This window comes from Gordonia sp. DT30, assembly GCF_049844915.1.
Lineage (GTDB): Bacteria > Actinomycetota > Actinomycetes > Mycobacteriales > Mycobacteriaceae > Gordonia.
In genome coordinates this window covers 56,631-72,576 of sequence record NZ_JBNCLY010000022.1, presented here as the reverse complement: position 1 = coordinate 72,576, position 15,946 = coordinate 56,631, and the positions used below count along the sequence as shown (strand labels likewise).

Annotated in this window: 14 protein-coding genes and 1 pseudogene; 9 read left to right on the top strand and 6 right to left on the bottom strand. The window is 67.3% G+C overall.

The window, feature by feature from the left end:
- A pseudogene (locus tag ACLQ3C_RS17980) lies at positions 1-171 on the top strand (HNH endonuclease); the annotation flags it as partial.
- Between the two features lie 108 nt (positions 172-279).
- On the opposite strand, the gene ACLQ3C_RS17975 reads toward ACLQ3C_RS17980, so the two are convergent.
- Entirely contained in the window at positions 280-1,419 is a 1,140-nt protein-coding gene (locus ACLQ3C_RS17975; protein ID WP_425706456.1) for an NAD(P)H-dependent flavin oxidoreductase, read from the bottom strand.
- Positions 1,416-3,155 (bottom strand): acyl-CoA synthetase, encoded by a 1,740-nt coding sequence (locus tag ACLQ3C_RS17970; RefSeq protein ID WP_425706455.1) that lies wholly within the window; start codon positions 3,153-3,155, stop codon positions 1,416-1,418. Before ACLQ3C_RS17970 ends, ACLQ3C_RS17975 begins: the two co-directional genes overlap by 4 nt.
- Positions 3,156-3,235: 80 nt before the next feature.
- Here ACLQ3C_RS17970 and ACLQ3C_RS17965 point away from each other — a divergent pair, with 80 nt between their 5' ends.
- Positions 3,236-4,057, top strand: a complete 822-nt coding sequence (locus ACLQ3C_RS17965; RefSeq protein WP_425706454.1) for a crotonase/enoyl-CoA hydratase family protein — start codon at positions 3,236-3,238, stop codon at positions 4,055-4,057.
- Positions 4,054-5,520: a cytochrome P450 gene (locus ACLQ3C_RS17960; protein WP_425706453.1), complete on the top strand. Its 1,467-nt coding sequence runs from the start codon at positions 4,054-4,056 to the stop codon at positions 5,518-5,520. The genes ACLQ3C_RS17965 and ACLQ3C_RS17960 overlap by 4 nt, the downstream gene beginning before the upstream one ends.
- Before the next feature lie 18 nt (positions 5,521-5,538).
- Here ACLQ3C_RS17960 and ACLQ3C_RS17955 read toward each other — a convergent pair whose 3' ends face one another.
- Entirely contained in the window at positions 5,539-6,576 is a 1,038-nt protein-coding gene (locus tag ACLQ3C_RS17955) for an LLM class F420-dependent oxidoreductase (protein WP_425706452.1), read from the bottom strand.
- An 87-nt stretch (positions 6,577-6,663) separates the two neighbouring features.
- Between ACLQ3C_RS17955 and ACLQ3C_RS17950 the strand changes: the two genes are divergently transcribed.
- The 4 genes from ACLQ3C_RS17950 (at position 6,664) to ACLQ3C_RS17935 (ending at position 11,211) form a co-directional block, all read left to right on the top strand.
- Positions 6,664-7,716: an OB-fold domain-containing protein gene (locus ACLQ3C_RS17950; protein ID WP_425706451.1), complete on the top strand. Its 1,053-nt coding sequence runs from the start codon at positions 6,664-6,666 to the stop codon at positions 7,714-7,716.
- A gap of 56 nt (positions 7,717-7,772) precedes the next feature.
- The gene (locus ACLQ3C_RS17945; RefSeq protein ID WP_425706450.1) at positions 7,773-8,828 is read left to right on the top strand and encodes a thiolase domain-containing protein; all 1,056 of its coding nucleotides are present in this window, start codon (positions 7,773-7,775) and stop codon (positions 8,826-8,828) included.
- Positions 8,828-10,006 (top strand): thiolase domain-containing protein, encoded by a 1,179-nt coding sequence (locus tag ACLQ3C_RS17940; protein ID WP_425706449.1) that lies wholly within the window; start codon positions 8,828-8,830, stop codon positions 10,004-10,006. Before ACLQ3C_RS17945 ends, ACLQ3C_RS17940 begins: the two co-directional genes overlap by 1 nt.
- A gap of 224 nt (positions 10,007-10,230) precedes the next feature.
- On the top strand, positions 10,231-11,211 hold the full coding sequence (locus ACLQ3C_RS17935; RefSeq protein ID WP_425706448.1) for a hypothetical protein: 981 nt from the start codon (positions 10,231-10,233) through the stop codon (positions 11,209-11,211).
- 183 nt (positions 11,212-11,394) lie between these two features.
- Here ACLQ3C_RS17935 and ACLQ3C_RS17930 read toward each other — a convergent pair whose 3' ends face one another.
- Entirely contained in the window at positions 11,395-11,844 is a 450-nt protein-coding gene (locus tag ACLQ3C_RS17930; RefSeq protein WP_425706447.1) for a nuclear transport factor 2 family protein, read from the bottom strand.
- Between the two features lie 61 nt (positions 11,845-11,905).
- On the bottom strand, positions 11,906-13,180 hold the full coding sequence (locus ACLQ3C_RS17925) for a cytochrome P450 (protein ID WP_425706459.1): 1,275 nt from the start codon (positions 13,178-13,180) through the stop codon (positions 11,906-11,908).
- Between the two features lie 352 nt (positions 13,181-13,532).
- On the opposite strand from ACLQ3C_RS17925, the gene ACLQ3C_RS17920 reads away from it, so the two are divergent.
- Positions 13,533-14,696 (top strand): steroid 3-ketoacyl-CoA thiolase, encoded by a 1,164-nt coding sequence (locus ACLQ3C_RS17920; protein WP_425706446.1) that lies wholly within the window; start codon positions 13,533-13,535, stop codon positions 14,694-14,696.
- 21 nt (positions 14,697-14,717) lie between these two features.
- Positions 14,718-15,197: a nitroreductase family deazaflavin-dependent oxidoreductase gene (locus ACLQ3C_RS17915; RefSeq protein ID WP_425706445.1), complete on the top strand. Its 480-nt coding sequence runs from the start codon at positions 14,718-14,720 to the stop codon at positions 15,195-15,197.
- Positions 15,198-15,246: 49 nt separating this feature from the next.
- Here ACLQ3C_RS17915 and ACLQ3C_RS17910 read toward each other — a convergent pair whose 3' ends face one another.
- Positions 15,247-15,858, bottom strand: a complete 612-nt coding sequence (locus ACLQ3C_RS17910) for a TetR/AcrR family transcriptional regulator (protein ID WP_425706444.1) — start codon at positions 15,856-15,858, stop codon at positions 15,247-15,249.
- Positions 15,859-15,946: the final 88 nt, after the last annotated feature.

The following is a 15,946-nucleotide window of genomic DNA, read 5'->3' as shown; positions in this document are numbered from 1 at the left end:
TGCCTACTGTGCACCAACTGCCACGATGATGTGCATCATCACGGGTGGGAGGTAATCATGGGATTCGATCGGCATCCCTGGCTGATCCCACCCGCCACGATCGACCCACACCGCCGACCACTTCCCGCCTACAACCGACGCACCCTACGCCTCGACAACGTCGCCGCCTGAACACACTTCCCCACAACACTTTCCCGACCCGCACCCGGCCCACCGGGACCGCATCCGTACCTTGACAACTCCACAGAGTTCGGCGCCGGCGCCCGGTGACTGCCGGAACTACCGCTCGAGGGTCTTCTGCATCCGAGCGACGGCCTCGTCGTATTCGCTGACCATGTCGGCGATGAGCTCGGCGACCGGGGTGATCGCGTTGAGCCGTCCGACGATCTGGCCGGCAGGCATGGCGACGACGCCGGGATCGTCGGACGCCGAGATCCGCGCATGCGCCTCGGAGACCAGGATGTTCTGCAACGGCATCGGCAGCGGCTCGGGCGCACCCGCCGCATCCCATGCGTCGGTCCAGGACGTCTTGAGCAGTCGCGCCGGCTTGCCCGAGTAGATGCGCCGACGCACGGTGTCGCGCGACGTCGCATCCAGCAGCGCCCGCTGGACCGTCGAGGGGCCCTCCTGGCCGTCGGCCATTCCCAGTCGGTACTCCGCGGCGGTCAGCCAGTACGTTCCCATCCAGACACCCTGCGCCCCAAGGGCTATCGCGGCGGCGATCTGGCGGCCGCTGCCGACGCCACCGGCAGCGAGTACCGGGGCGCGGTCGCCGACGGCGTCGACGAGTTCGGGCCACAGGATCATCGACGTCACCTCGCCGGTGTGACCGCCGCCCTCGTATCCCTGCGCGATGACGATGTCGACACCCGCCTCCACATGATGGCGCGCATGGTCTTTCGCTCCCGCCAGCGCGGCGACGGACACCCCGTGGTCGTGTGCGGCGGCGATGACGTCGGCGGGCGGGGAACCGAGCGCGTTGGCGATGAGCTTGATCTGCCCGTACTTGTCGGCATGTGTCATGGCGACGTCGACGTGTGACCGGGCCACCGAATGCAGCCAGCCCAGCACGCCCGCGTTGACCCGTTCGCCGTCAGGTAGCGGCGGCACCCCGAGGTCGTCGAGGGTGCGTTCGACGAAGGCCCGGTGCTCCGGCGGGATCATCGCATCGAGATCGGTGTGACTTCCCTCCGTGGGAATCTTGGCCGGCATGACCACGTCGACCCCGAACGGCTTGCCGTCGGTGTTCTCGTGCATCCACTCGAGAACGTCGTCGAGTTCTTCGGGATCGTTGAATCGCACACACCCGAGCACTCCGAACCCGCCGGCACGGCTGATCGCGGCGGCGACATGTTCACTCGGTGTGAAACCGAAGATCGGATAGTCGATCCCGAAGCGGGCCGCCAGTTCGGTCTTCATCGCGTTGCCGCAGCGTTCGCGGGCCGGGCGGCCTCGGCGGTCTCGTCGGCCGGTCCGCCCTCGGTGATCGCCGCCGCCCACCGGTAGTCCGGCTTCCCGGCGGGTGAGCGCTTGATCTCGTCGACAAACCAGACACTTCGAGGAGTCTTGTAGCCCGCCAGCTCTTTTCGCACGACGTAGGCGAGCTCACCGAGCGTCGGACGCGCGCCGTCGCGGGTGGCGACGACAGCGGCGACGCGTTGCCCGAACCGGTCATCTGCCACGCCGACGACGACGGTGTCGAAGACGTCGGGATGCGCCTTGAGTGCGGCCTCGACCTCCTCGGGATACACCTTTTCGCCGCCGGTGTTGATCGACACCGACCCCCGTCCGAGCATCGTGATCGTGCCATCGGACTCGACGCGCGCGTAGTCGCCGGGGATCGAATAGCGAATCCCGTTGAACGCCTTGAAGGTCGCCGCCGACTTCTTCGGATCGTTGTGATAGCGCAGCGGGATGTGCCCGGTGCGCGCCAGCACCCCGACCTCGCCGCTACCCGGCGTCACCTGCGAGCCATCCGGCCGGAGGACGTGGGTTTGCTTGTCGGCGTTGACACGTGGCGCGCCCACGTGCGATTGCCCCTTCGCCACGACGGCCATCCCGCCGAATCCGGTCTCCGACGAGCCGATCGCGTCGATGATGATGGCGTTGGGGAACTTCTCCACGAATTGGTCTTTGATGCTCGGGGAGAACAGGCACGCCGACGACGCCACCGTGAACAGGGTGGAGGTGTCGTAGTCCCGCCGGCCGAGTGCCTCGATCATCGGGCGGCCCATGGCGTCACCGGTGATGAACACGACGTGGACGCCGTGCCGTTCGATGGCCGCCCAGGCCTCGTCTGCGTCGAAGTCGGGATAGACGATCGCCTTGCCGCCGCCGAAAAGTGCCTGCAACACCGCCCACTGAGAGCCACCGTGGATGAACGGCGGGATCGCGAACCGAACGAGCTGGCCGCCCGCTTCGCCAATACGCGCGTGTTCCCACTCGTCGGTGACCGGCTGCCCGGTACTCCAGTCGATGCCGCCGCCGAGCACCCGCCAGATGTCTTCCTGACGCCACACCACGCCCTTGGGCTTTCCGGTGGTCCCGCCGGTGTAGAGCATGTAGAGGTCGTCGTCGGAGCGTTCCTCGAAGTCGCGTTCGGTCGACGACGCGGCGATCGCCTCCTCGAAGTCGACCGGGGACGCCACCGCGCCTACTTCGGTGCCGGAGTCGGCGTCGGCGTCGGAGTCGGCGTCGGTGTCGGTGTCGGAGTCGATGACCACCCGGTGGGCGATGACCGGCCGGGCAGACTCGTGGCCGCCCCGGTCCGCTGAGCCCCCGTCCGCTGAGCCCCCGTCCGACAGGACGTTGGCCACCCGCGGCGAGTACTGCCGTTCGTGGAAGAGAACAGTCATGCCGGAGTCGGTGAAGATGTGGTCGAGCTCGGCCTCGACGTAGCGGTAGTTGACGTTGACCATCACCGCCCGCGCCTTGAAGATCGCCACCATCGCCTCGACCGATTCGATGGTGTTCCGGCTGTACAGACCCACTCGGTCGCCTGGCCGTACACCGAGGCCCCGCAGATGGTGGGCCAGCGCATTGCTGCGGGCCTCGAGCTCGGCGTAAGTCCGCGAACGGTCCCCCGATTCGAGTGCGATGCGGTCGGGCATGAGGTCGACGGCATGCTCGATGAGGTCCCCGATGGTAAATGCCATGGGACAAAACTAGAACGTGTTATCGTTTTCGGCAACCCTGTGTTTTCCGCCGAACCGCCTCACCGATCTTGGGGGTCGAGATGACCACGATGCCGCATACCGAGCCCACCACCGTCCCGGCACCGCACTGCCTCGTCGAACAGCGAGGGCACGTTCTCATCGTCACGATGAACCGTCCCGAGGCGCGCAACGCGCTGTCGGCGGAGATGATGGCGATCATGGCGCAGGCGTGGGACCGCGTCGACGCCGACCCCGAGATCCGCGCCGCCATCCTCACCGGGGCAGGCGGCGCCTTCTGCGCCGGCATGGACCTGAAGATCATGTCGCGCAACGCCCCAGGTGACACCGTCAAGCAGGGCACCTGGAATCCGGAGGCGCTGCCGGCCCTGCTCAAGGGCCGGCGCCTGACCAAGCCGCTGATCGCCGCGGTCGAGGGCCCCGCCATCGCCGGCGGCACCGAGATCCTGCAGGGCACCGACATCAGGGTCGCCGGCCGCAGCGCCAGATTCGGTGTGTCCGAAGCACGTTGGGGGTTGTTTCCGCTCGGCGGCAGCGCAGTCCGCCTCGTGCGGCAGATCCCGTACACCGTCGCCTGCGACATCCTGCTCACCGGGCGTCACATCGATGCCGAGGAGGCCAAGGAGTTCGGCCTCATCGGACACGTCGTCGACGATGGCACCGCGCTGGACAAGGCTCTGGAACTCGCACAGTCGATCTGCGACAACGGCCCCCTTGCCGTGCAGGCGATCCTGCGCACCATCCGCCAGACCGAGGGGCTCAACGAACTCGACGCCTTCGCGATCGAGGCGCCGATCGGCATCTCGGTGTTCCAGAGCAAGGACGCCAAGGTCGGGCCGAAGGCATTCGCCGCCAAGGAGAAGCCGGTCTTCACCGGCGAATGACCTCCTTGACAGTCCGGTCTGCGGCGAGCAGGGTCAGAGACGTGTTCCGACGCCCGCTGAACAACGACTGGTCCGGTCGGCAATTCCCGCACGCGGGCAGACGCCGCCGGATCGTCGGCGACCTCGGCGTATCCGACCCGCGCCAACCGGTGCTCAGCATTCTCGACTGGGGCGCCGACCTCGGGCCGATCTTCGAATTCCAGGTCTTCCGGCAGAAGTTCGTGTTCGTCGCATCGGCCGCCCTGACCGCCGAACTGTGCGACGAGACCCGCTTCTGCAAGGCATTGCCGCCGGCGATCACCGCGCTGCGCCAGTACGCCGGCGACGGCTTGTTCACAGCATTCAATGACGAGTCGAACTGGCAACTGGCACACGAACTCCTGATGCCCGCATTCACCAAGGCGGCAATACGCTCCTACCATCCGACGATGATCGAGACGGCAAGCGAACTCTTCGCGTACTGGGATCGGCGCGACAACCGGGCCGACGTCACCTCCGACATGACGAAGTTGACGCTCGAGACGCTGACCCGAACGGCCTTCAGTCAGGACTTCGGGTCCTTCTCGTCGACCCAGCGGCACCCGTTCATCACGGCCATGATCCACGCCCTGCAGACCGGGCGGCGCAAAGGCGGCCTCGGCACCGCACCGGGCGGACGCTTCCTGATGGCCTACCTCGACCGGCGCAACGCGGGGGATCAAGGCTACGTCGACTCCATGCTCGACGAGGTCATCGCCAAGCGGGCCGGAGATCCCCGGCGCGACGACCTGCTCGGCATCATGCTCAACGTCGCCCACCCCGAGACCGGCGAGAAGCTCTCGATGCTCAACATCCGCCACCAGATCCTCACGTTCCTGGTCGCCGGACACGAAACGACTTCCGGGGCACTGTCTTTCACTCTGTACTACCTGTCGCAGAATCCGCACTGCCTGGCCCGTGCGCAAGCCGAGACCGACGAGATACTCGGCGCCGACCCACAGGCGATGCCCACCTTCGAGCAGGTTCCGCACTTCCGCTACATCCGGCGCTGTCTCGACGAGGCCCTGCGCATCTGGCCGACCGTGCCCGCCTTTGCCCGCAGCCCGCGGGCCGACACCGTGATCGACGGCGAGGTCCCGATGCGCACCGACGACTGGGCGATCATCGTTCTCGGCCTGGTCCACCGTGACCCCGCGGTGTGGGACCGTCCGGACGTCTACGATCCGGACCGGTTTCTCCCCGCGAACGTCAAGAAGCGCCCGGCCCACTCCTACAAGCCGTTCGGCACCGGCCTGCGGGCCTGCATCGGCCGACAGTTCGCGCTGCACGAGGCAGTCCTGGTACTCGCGAGTCTGCTCCACCGTTACGACCTCACCCCCGAGCCCGACTACGAACTCGCCGTCGACGAGCGGCTCACCATGGTGCCCAAAGACTTTCACCTCACCCTGACCCCACGACGCGTTCCGGCAGCCGCGCAGGTCTGAGCCCGAGCGCTCGAGCACTCAGCAGAGCGTGGCCAGCGTCTCGATGGTCTCGACGTCGCGGGCGGTGACCATCAGCATGTCGACCCCGGCCGCCTCCCATTGCTTGATCTGCGCGCGCACCGAGTCGGCAGTTCCGGCGATCAGCGTCTCGCACACCATCTCGTCGGGCACCGCCGCGATCGCCTCTGCCCTGCGCCCCGCACGGAAGTGCCTGCCGATGGCGTCGACGGCCTCGCCGTATCCCATCCGCCGGTACAGCTGGGCGTGAAAGTTCTTCTGCGCCGCGCCCATAGCGCCGACGTACAGGGCGGTCGAAGGTCGGTAGCGTTCGATGGCCGCCGGCACGTCGTCGGTGATGGCCACCTGGACGGTGGCCGCCACCTCGAACTCCGCGCGTGTGCGGCGCGCTCCCGGCCGGGCGAATCCGTCGGCCAGCCACTGCTCGTACTGATCGGCGAGGGCAAGGCTGTAGAAGATGGCCAGCCAGCCGTCGGCGATCTCCGCGGTCTGCGCCACGTTGCGTGGCCCCTCGGCGCCGAGCCAGATGGGGATGTCGGCACGCAGCGGATGCGTGATCGGCTTGAGCGCCTTGCCCAGTCCCGTCGAGCCCGGGGCGCCGGCCGGATACGGCAATGGATGGTGCGGACCGTCGCTGCGCACCGGGGCCTCCCGCGCCAGCACCGACCGGACGATCTCGACGTATTCCCGGGTGCGCGCCAACGGCTTCGCGAACGGCTGCCCGTACCAGCCCTCCACCACCTGCGGTCCGGACACGCCCAGGCCGATGATGTGCCGGCCGCCGGAAAGGTGATCGAGGGTCAATGCGGCCATCGCCAGCGTGGTCGGCGGCCGCGCGGACAGCTGTGACACCGCGGTTCCCAACCGGATCCGCGACGTCGCCGCGCCCCACCAGGCCAGCGGCGTGTAGGTGTCCGAGCCCCAAGACTCGGCGGTGAACACGGCGTCGAATCCGCTGGCCTCGGCCACCGCGACGAGATCAGGCGCATCGGGAATCGGGCCCGCTCCCCAATAGCCAAGCTGCAAAGCCAGTTTCACGGCAGGTGCCGTCCTCTCCCTGCGTCGGTCGGTGGCGCGACGACGTGCGCCTTGTATCCAATACTAGAACGTGTTCTACTCGATGGTGTGAGCACCATCGCAACATCCGGCCGCGCCCGAGTCCCCGATCCGACGGCGGACGTTCCGCCACCGCAGCACGCCGTCCTCACCGCCCCGCTGACCAATACCTTCGGATACACGCGGTCATTGGGGCCGGTGCTCTCGCAGTTCGCGCTCGCACTGCGCGACGGCCGGATCGTCGGTTCCAAGGGCAGCGACGGCAAGGTCGCGGTCCCGCCGGTCGAATTCGATCCGACAACCGGGGCGCACACCACCGAACTCGTCGACGTGGCCACGGTCGGCACCGTCACCACATGGACGTGGAATCCCGAACCCGCCGGCCCGCAACCGCTCGATGTGCCCTTCGCCTGGGCGCTGATCCGCCTCGACGGCGCCGACACCGCCCTGCTGCACGCGGTCCGCGTCGACTCGCCCGACGAGTTGCACACCGGGCTGCGCGTGCACGCCCGCTGGCGGGCGGCGCGAACCGGGCGCATCGACGACATCAGCCACTTCGCACCCGGCCAGTCCCCGACCCCGGCCGCGCCCAACGACACCGCCGACGACTCCGGTACCAAGGTCGGCGCCGACAGCAACGTCGTCATCACCACCCCGATCACCACCACGATCACCCATTCGGCGACCGAAGAGGAATCCTGGTATCTGGAGGGACTCAAGGCCGGAAAGCTCTACGGTTCGCGGATCGGCACGGGCGTCGACGCCGGCCGGGTGTACTTCCCGCCGCGCAAGGTCAGTCCGTCCGACGGCGCGCCGGCTCTCGAGCGGGTCGAGTTGCCCGACACCGGTACTGTCACCACCTTCTGCATCGTCAACGTCCCGTTCCAGGGTCAGCGCATCACACCGCCATACGTGGCGGCCTATGTGCTGCTCGACGGCACCGACATCCCGTTCCTGCACCTGATTCTCGACTGCCCGGCCGACGAGGTCCGGATGGGTATGCGGGTGCAGGCGGTGTGGGCGCCCGCCGCGGAGCGTGAACTGTCCCTGGGCAGCATCAGCCACTTCCGGCCCACCGGTGAACCCGACGCCGACTTCGCGTCCTACCGCGAATTCCTCTGAGCGCCTGCCGGACCCCGTCCCATCCAGACTCCGAATCACCAAAAGGACATCTCGCAATGACCCTGCCACGGATAGCGATCGTCGGGTTCGCACACAGCCCGAACGTCGTCGGGACGCACGGCACCACCAACGGCGTGGAGATGCTGATCCCCTGTTTCGCGAAACTCTATGCCGAGCTGGGGATCAGCCGCACCGACATCGAGTTCTGGTGCAGCGGATCGTCGGATTACCTTGCCGGACGCGCCTTCTCGTTCATCTCCGCCATCGACTCCATCGGGGCGATGCCGCCGATCAACGAATCCCATGTGGAGATGGACGGCGCGTGGGCACTGTATGAGGCGTGGGTCAAGATCGCCACGGGTGAGGTCGATCTCGCCCTGGCCTACGGATTCGGCAAGGCCACCGCGGGCGACTCGGATCTGACGCTGGCGTTGCAGACCGACCCCTACACCGTGGCGCCGCTGTGGCCGCGGGCCCGCGAGCTCGCCGCTCTGCAGGCACGCGCCGGCTTGGACGCCGGCACCTGGACCGAGGAAGACATGGCCGCGGTGGCCGCCCGGACCACCGGCGGTGCCGTCGACGACCTACTCGCCGCCGACTACGTCGCAAACCCGTTGCGCGCGCACGACATCGCGCCGTACACCGATGCCGCGGCGGCGGTCATCCTCGCCAGTGAGCGGCGCGCCCGCGAGCTCGTCGCCAACCCGGCCTTCGTCACCGGCTGGGATCATCGCATCGACACCCCGAACTTCGGCGCCCGTGACCTGACGGTGTCGCCGTCGACCGTATTGGCCGCCGACACCGCCTTCGGCGGACTCAGCCGCGCCGTCGACGTCGCCGAGATCGCCGCGCCCTACACGCATCAGGAATTGATCGTCCGCAATGCGCTGGGCCTGCCGGATTCGGTGCGGATCAACCCGTCCGGCGGTGTGCTGACGGGCAATTCACTGTTCTCGGCCGGGCTGCAGCGGATCGGCTACGCGGCAACCGAGATCCTCGGCGGCAACGCCGGTACCGCCGTCGCCCATGCGACGAGCGGTCCCCTGTTGCAACAGAACATGGTGGTCACCCTGAGCGCGGACGCGACCGATGATGCGGGAGAACAGAACTGATGGCACACAATAATCGGGCGGCGGTGCTGGGCACCGGTCAGACGAACTACGTCGCCAAACGCCATGACGTGACCATGGCCGGGATGTGCCGCGAGGCGATCGACGCCGCGCTGGCCGACGCGAAGGTGTCCATCGACGAGATCGACGCCATCGTCGTCGGTAAGGCCCCGGACCTCTTCGAGGGATCGATGATGCCCGAACTCGCGATGGCCGAGGCGATCGGCGCGGTCGGCAAGCGGCTGATCCGCGTGCACACCGCAGGCTCGGTCGGCGGCTCGACCGCGAATGTTGCGGCGGCACTGGTCTTCGCGGGCGTCCACCGGCGGGTGCTGGCCGTCGCGTGGGAGAAGCAGTCCGAGTCGAATGCCATGTGGGCGTTGTCGATTCCGGTTCCCTTCACCAAGCCGGTGGGCGCCGGTGCCGGTGGATTCTTCGCCCCGCACGTGCGCGCCTACATCCGGCAGTCCGGGGCGCCGGAGTACATCGGCGCCATGGTCGCCGCCAAGGATCGCCGTAACGGTGCGCTGAATCCACTGGCCCACCTGCATCAGCCCGACATCACCACCGAGAGCGTCATGGCTTCGCAGATGCTCTGGGACCCCATCCGTTACGACGAGACGTGTCCGTCGTCGGACGGCGCGTGTGCGGTCGTCATCGGTGACGAGCAGGTTGCGGACTCCGCCGTCGCCGCCGGCGACCCGGTGGCCTGGATTCACGCCACCGCGATGCGCACCGAGCCGCTGGCATTCGCGCACCGCAACGTCGTCAGCCCGCAGGCCGGCCGCGACGCCTCGGCCGCACTGTGGAAGGCCGGTGGCATCGCCAACCCGATCGAGGAGATCGACGCCGCCGAGATCTACGTCCCGTTCTCGTGGTTCGAGCCGATGTGGTTGGAGAATCTGGGCTTCGCCGCGGAGGGCGAGGGCTGGAAGCTCACCGAGGCGCACGAGACCGAGATCGGCGGCCGCATCCCGTTCAACGCCTCCGGCGGCGTCCTCTCGTCCAATCCCATCGGCGCGTCGGGCATGATCCGCTTCGCCGAGGCCGCCATCCAGGTGATGGGCAAGGCCGGCGCCCACCAGGTGCGCGATGCCAGGAAGGCCGTCGGTCACGCGTATGGCGGTGGGTCACAATACTTCTCGCTGTGGCTGGTGGGTGCGGACAAACCGCAGCACTGAGTTCACCAGCCGACCGACCGGCCGACGAAAAGTGGGGGAAGATTCGTTCTTCCCCCACTTTTGGGTTCTTCCCCCGGAAGTTTCCCGCGGAAGGCCCTAAAAGTCGCGGAAGAAGCTCGACGGCAGCGGCAGTATCGCCCAACGATGCGCGGCCGGCAACGACGCTGTCCACAGCTGTGGACAGCGCAACAGCACCCACACCTCCAGCAGTACACCATCGCTGCATGGCAACACCCGACAAGTCCCGCACCGGCGCCGATGACCTGACCCTGCGGCGGGAGTTGTTGCGGCAGGGCAGCACCGACGCCGACATCCGGCGCGGGCTGCGGGAGCGCACCATCGAGCGCGTTTGGCGTGGCGGCTACGTTCCGGCCGGCGCCGACGACGCCGTCGACGACGTTGCTGCCCGGGAGAACCGGTATCGGGCCATGATCCACACCGCCGTGAGCGCGGGCGGGCCGGACCGCCATCTCAGCCATCAATCCGCGGCGACGATCCTCGATATCCCGTTGCTGCACAAGGACATCTCCACGGTCCACTTCACCGCCGAAAGTACCGGCCGGGCATCGGCCGGCCTGGTGATCCATCAGGCGCGCATTCCGCCGGCCGATCTCGTCGCAGTCGACAGCTACACGCTGACCGGCATCGGGCGGACGATCTGCGACGTCGCGCGGACGGCGCCGCTGCACGAGGCGGTGTGCGCCCTGGACTCCGGGAAGTTCGTTGCCCGTCGACGAGGCGAACCGCTCGATCTCGGCCACCACGTCGATGCCATGCGCCGGCAGCATGGGATCAGCCGACTGCGCACGGCGGCCGCACTGTCCACCGATCTCGCCGAGAGCATCGGCGAGTCCCTGAGCCGCTGCGTCATCGTCGACGACGGCCGGGTCCCGACGCCCGAACTGCAGTCGGAGGTCGTCGTCGACGACGGTTCGGTGAAGCGCTGCGACTTCGGGTGGCGCGACGCGAACGGACGCCTGCTGCTCGTCGGCGAGTTCGACGGCCGATTCAAGTATCACCGGCTCTCGGCGGCCAGTGGCCACCGCCTCGCCGAGGACGTCATCTACCAGGAGAAGTTGCGCGAGGACGCAATTCGCGATCGTGGGATCATCGTCGTCCGCTGGACGTGGAAGGAGCTGACGAATCCCGAGGCGTTCATCGGCCGGCTGTTGCGGGCACTTCGCCGCGCCGGAATCGTGAGGTAGCCGACCGCGCCGCCGCACCCGGTGGGGCAACTGACCACGCTCCCGCACCCGCCACCCCCGTTCTTCCCCCAGTTTCCGGTTCTTCCGCAGGAAACTTCCGGGGGAAGAACCGAAAATTAGGGGAAGAACAGCTCTTCCCCTACTTTTCGTACAGCGCCCGGCCGGAGCGGGTGAGAGGGACCGCTACGCCGGCCGCACCGAGTTGATCGTCTTCTCGACTTCCCAGAATGCCCGCAGCGCAGACAGTTTGCCTTCCGCGTCGGCACGGTAGGTGAACACCCCGTGCGCCTCGGAGACGTGACCGGCGATGTGGGTGACGATCTTGCCCACGTAGGCCACCTCGTTGCCGCAGATGATCTCATCGCCGAAGACGAACTCGATCGACTCGGTGGTCGCGATGGAGAGATCCCAGAACTCCGAGATACGTTGGTGCCCGGTGAATCCGATCCCCTCGGGGTCGAACATCGACGGGCCGACGGGGTCTTCGACCTTCGCTTCGGCGGCGAAGTTGTCGATCCAGGCCTGCTTGTCGCGGGCCTCGACGCATTCCCGCGACCGCCGCCCCGCGATCACCGCCGGGTGATTCTCGCGGTCGATGTTCAGATACGCCGGTGACTCACTGGCCGTGGTCATCTCACTTCGCCCCGTCTCACTTCGCCCCGTCTCACTTCGCCCCGTCTCACTTCGCCCCGTCTCACTTCGCGCCATAGTCGACGCGGAGTTCCTTGACGCCATTGATCCAGCCGTGGCGCAGGCGACGGGGCGCGGCGAGCCGGCTGATATCGGGCACCAAGTCGGCCAGCGCGTTGAACATCAGGTTGATCTCCATCCGGGCCAGGTTCGCGCCGACGCAGAAGTGCGCGCCGTTGCCGCCGAATCCGACGTGCGGGTTGGGATCTCGCAGGATGTTGAACGAGTACGGATCGTCGAAGACGTCTTCGTCGTAGTTCGCCGACCCGTAGAACATGCCGACCCGCTGGCCTTGGGCGATGTCGACGCCGCCGACCTGGGTGTCCCGCTTGGCGGTGCGCTGGAAACAGTTGACCGGCGTGGCCCAGCGGACGATCTCGTCGACCGTGGTGGCCGGGCGCTCGCGCTTGAACAGCTCCCACTGATCGGGATGTTCGAGGAAAGCGTTCATGCCGTGGCTGATCGCATTACGCGTGGTCTCGTTGCCTGCGACGGTCAGCAGGATGAAGAAGAACCCGAATTCGGCCTCGTCGAGGCTCTGTCCGTCGATGTCGGCATTGACCAGGGTCGAGACGATGTCGTCGACGGGGTTCTTACGCCGGGACTCGGCCATGGTGTAGCCGTAGCCGAGGATTTCCGCGGACGCCATCTCCGGGTCCTCGCCGAATTCCGGATCGTCGTAGTTCATCATGTTGTTCGACCAGTTGAACAGCTTGCTGCGATCACCCTCGGGCACCCCGAGCAGGTCGGCGATCGCGAGCAGCGGGAGCTCGACGGCGACGTCGTCGACGAAGTCACCGCTACCGCTCTCGGCGGCGCGCGCCACGATGGTCCGCGCCGCGGTATCGAGCTTGTCCTCGAGCGCCTGGACCGCGCGCGGCGTGAACGCCTTGGAGACCAGTTTGCGCAGCCGCGTGTGATCCGGCGGATCATGGTTGATCAACAGCGCCTTGGTGACGTCGAGTTGCTCTTGCGTCATGCTGTCCTCGAAACGCATGATGACGCCGTCGGCCGCCGTCGACCAGTCCGCGTTGTTCTTGGAGATCTCGCGGATATGGGCGTGCTTGGAGATCACCCAGTAACCGCCGTCGTGGAATCCGCCGCCCTTGCCGGGCAGTTGCGCGTTCCACCACACCGGAGCGGTCTTGCGCAAGGTCGCGAATTGCTCCATCGGAATACCTTGTTCGAGCAGGGCGGGACTGGTGAAATCCCAGCCCTCCTGCATCATGAACCCGCGGTTGCCGGCATCCTCGGCCGACGCTGCCGCCCCGGTCGGCAACTCCCCCGCGGGAACGTTGACGGTCCTGACCACTGTCACACCACCTGTCGTTTCCTGTAGTGAGATGAGAACGGAAATCGGTCTCACATGTGATCTACGGTACACAAGAGACGGGCCGATCACGAGAACTCGTTCTACCTTTTTCTGGACGGTCGCCCCAGTCAGACGTGCGAATTCGGTGTGGGGCGACCGTCCCACTCCAGTATTTCTGGACCTATGTCCAGACAATTGCCGTTGATGCCCGATCCTGCGCAGGCGCCAGCGCACATCACCGTCACCAAGGCTGGACGCAAACGAGAACGTGTTCTAATTTGAGTTGATACCGAAGATTTCTCAGAGGAGAGGAACCACCATGGGCGTTCCGGTGATCGTCGAAGCCGTTCGGACTCCGATCGGCAAACGGGCCGGATGGCTGTCGGGCCTGCACGCCGAGGAATTGCTCGGCTTGACGCAGCGCGGCCTCATCGAGCGAGCGGGTATCGATCCCGCGCTCGTCGAGCAGGCGATCGGCGGATGTGTGACACAGGCGGGCGCACAGGCCGGCAACATCACCCGCAAGGCGTGGCTGTCGGCGGGACTGCCCGAGCAGACCGGGGCGACCACGATCGACTGCCAGTGCGGGTCGGCGCAGCAGGCCAATCACCTCATCGCCGGACTGATCGCCACCGACACCATCGAGGTCGGCATCGCGTGCGGTGTCGAGACCATGACCCAGGTACCACTCGGCGCCAACGTCGGCACCAATGCCGGTCCGTACCACGCGGATTCGTGGCAGGTCGACATGCCCAATCAATTCGAGGCGGCCGAGCGGATCGCCCGCCGACGCGGCATCACCCGCGCCGACGTCGACGCACTCGGCCTGCGCAGCCAGCAACGTGCCCGACAGGCCTGGGACGAAGGGCGTTTCGACCGCGAGGTCCTCACCTTCAAGGCACCCGAACGCACCAAGGATGGTGAGCTGACCGGCAAGATCCTCGACGTCACCCGCGACCAGGGGCTGCGCGACACCACCACAGAGACACTCGGCGCGCTCAACCCGGTCATCGACGGTGGCATCCACACCGCGGGAAACTCCTCCCAGATCTCCGACGGCGCCGCCGCGATCCTGCTGATGGACGAAGACCGCGCCCGCGCCCTCGGGCTGACGCCGCGGGCCCGGTTACGCGCACAGGCGCTCATCGGAGCCGAACCGCATTTCCACCTCGACGGACCCGTCCAGGCCACCGAACGCGTACTCGCCAAGGCGGGAATGTCGTTGGGCGACATCGATCTCGTCGAGATCAACGAGGCCTTCGCCTCGGTGGTGCTCAGCTGGGCGCAGGTACACGACGCCGACATGGACAAGGTCAACGTCAACGGCGGGGCGATCGCGCTCGGACATCCGGTGGGCAGCACCGGTTCTCGCCTGCTCACCACGGCACTGTACGAACTCGAGCGCACCGACAAGCAGACCGCGCTGATCACGATGTGCGCGGGCGGCGCGATGGCCACCGGCACCGTGCTGGAACGTATCTGAGCCGCAGAACGTAGGTGAACCATGGACCCCGACAAGCGCCCGCCGCAGCTCGACTCCCCCGTCGTCACCCGGGTGATGAAACTCGGGTCGCGAGCGAACACCGCGCTCTATCGGGCGAGCGGTGGCCGGCTGGGCAGCAAGTGGCGGGTGGGTGCGGCCTTCGCCAAGCCCGTGCCGGTGTGCTTGCTGACCACCATCGGACGCAAGTCGGGCCGCCCACGAACGGCACCGCTGCTCTATCTGCGGCGCGGCGCGGACTTCGTCGTCGTCGCCTCGCAGGGTGGGCTGGCCCACCATCCGGCCTGGTATCTGAACCTGCAGGCGAACCCGCAGGTGACGATCGAGGTGGGCCGGGACCGGCACGAACTGACCGCCCGCACCGCCGCCGCCGCCGAACGCGCCGAACTGTGGCCGCGGCTCGTCGAGCTGTACGCGGACTTCGACGCCTACGACGCGTGGACCGACCGCGAGATCCCCGTCGTCATCTGCGAACCACGCTGAGACACAGTCGTTCCGGCGTCACCGTGCAGAGTCCTCACCGAGCAGGGCGTCACCGTGCAGCGGGCAGCGCCCTGATCGCCGCGCCCAGCCAGCGGTCCAGAAATGCTCTGCGCCCGGCAGCGGAATACGGCTCGAGACCCGGGTCGATGATCAGCGACTGAAGCGTGCGCAGGACGATCTCGACGAGGACCTCGAGATCATCATCGGTGTAGCCACGTTCGGCCCAGTCGACGTCCATCCGCGCCACCATGGTGCGGGCGAACACCGCCGCGCTGTCGGAGGTGATCTGACCGATCACCGGCAGGCTCTGATGCCCCGGACGTAGCAGGATGCCCATGTAACGGTCGTCGGCAACGGTCTCCAGCACCGCGCAAACCCCTTCGACCACAGCCACATCCGGGTCGGCCAGACCGGATACGCGCCCCGCGATCCCGTCCAGGAAGGCCCCCACCGCATCGATCGCGGTGGCCGACAGCAGTGCCTCGGTACTGGGAAAGTAGCGATAGATGGTCTGCCGGGTGACACCAAGGCGGCGAGCCACATCGGCCAGCCGCGTCGCCTCCCCGCATTCGTCGATCACCTCACGGGTGGTCGCGAGAATCCGCGCGATGGCCTCCTCGTCGGTGGCGGGCACCTGACCGGCCCATCCGTGCGTACGCATCAGTTCGCTCTGCGTTGCCGGGGCGCCGTCGAGGGCCGTCGTTTCATGGGAACCCAGCCTAGTCGGAAGTCCGAGCGAAAAACGATGA

Coding starts and splice junctions, on each gene's coding strand:
- ACLQ3C_RS17940 (WP_425706449.1), top strand. CDS start 8,828: ATGGCACACAATAATCGGGCGGCGGTGCTGGGCACCGGTCAGACGAAC.
- ACLQ3C_RS17920 (WP_425706446.1), top strand. CDS start 13,533: ATGGGCGTTCCGGTGATCGTCGAAGCCGTTCGGACTCCGATCGGCAAA.
- ACLQ3C_RS17915 (WP_425706445.1), top strand. CDS start 14,718: ATGGACCCCGACAAGCGCCCGCCGCAGCTCGACTCCCCCGTCGTCACC.
- ACLQ3C_RS17910 (WP_425706444.1), bottom strand. CDS start 15,858: ATGCGTACGCACGGATGGGCCGGTCAGGTGCCCGCCACCGACGAGGAG.
- ACLQ3C_RS17960 (WP_425706453.1), top strand. CDS start 4,054: ATGACCTCCTTGACAGTCCGGTCTGCGGCGAGCAGGGTCAGAGACGTG.
- ACLQ3C_RS17935 (WP_425706448.1), top strand. CDS start 10,231: ATGGCAACACCCGACAAGTCCCGCACCGGCGCCGATGACCTGACCCTG.
- ACLQ3C_RS17970 (WP_425706455.1), bottom strand. CDS start 3,155: ATGGCATTTACCATCGGGGACCTCATCGAGCATGCCGTCGACCTCATG.
- ACLQ3C_RS17930 (WP_425706447.1), bottom strand. CDS start 11,844: ATGACCACGGCCAGTGAGTCACCGGCGTATCTGAACATCGACCGCGAG.
- ACLQ3C_RS17975 (WP_425706456.1), bottom strand. CDS start 1,419: ATGAAGACCGAACTGGCGGCCCGCTTCGGGATCGACTATCCGATCTTC.
- ACLQ3C_RS17945 (WP_425706450.1), top strand. CDS start 7,773: ATGACCCTGCCACGGATAGCGATCGTCGGGTTCGCACACAGCCCGAAC.
- ACLQ3C_RS17965 (WP_425706454.1), top strand. CDS start 3,236: ATGACCACGATGCCGCATACCGAGCCCACCACCGTCCCGGCACCGCAC.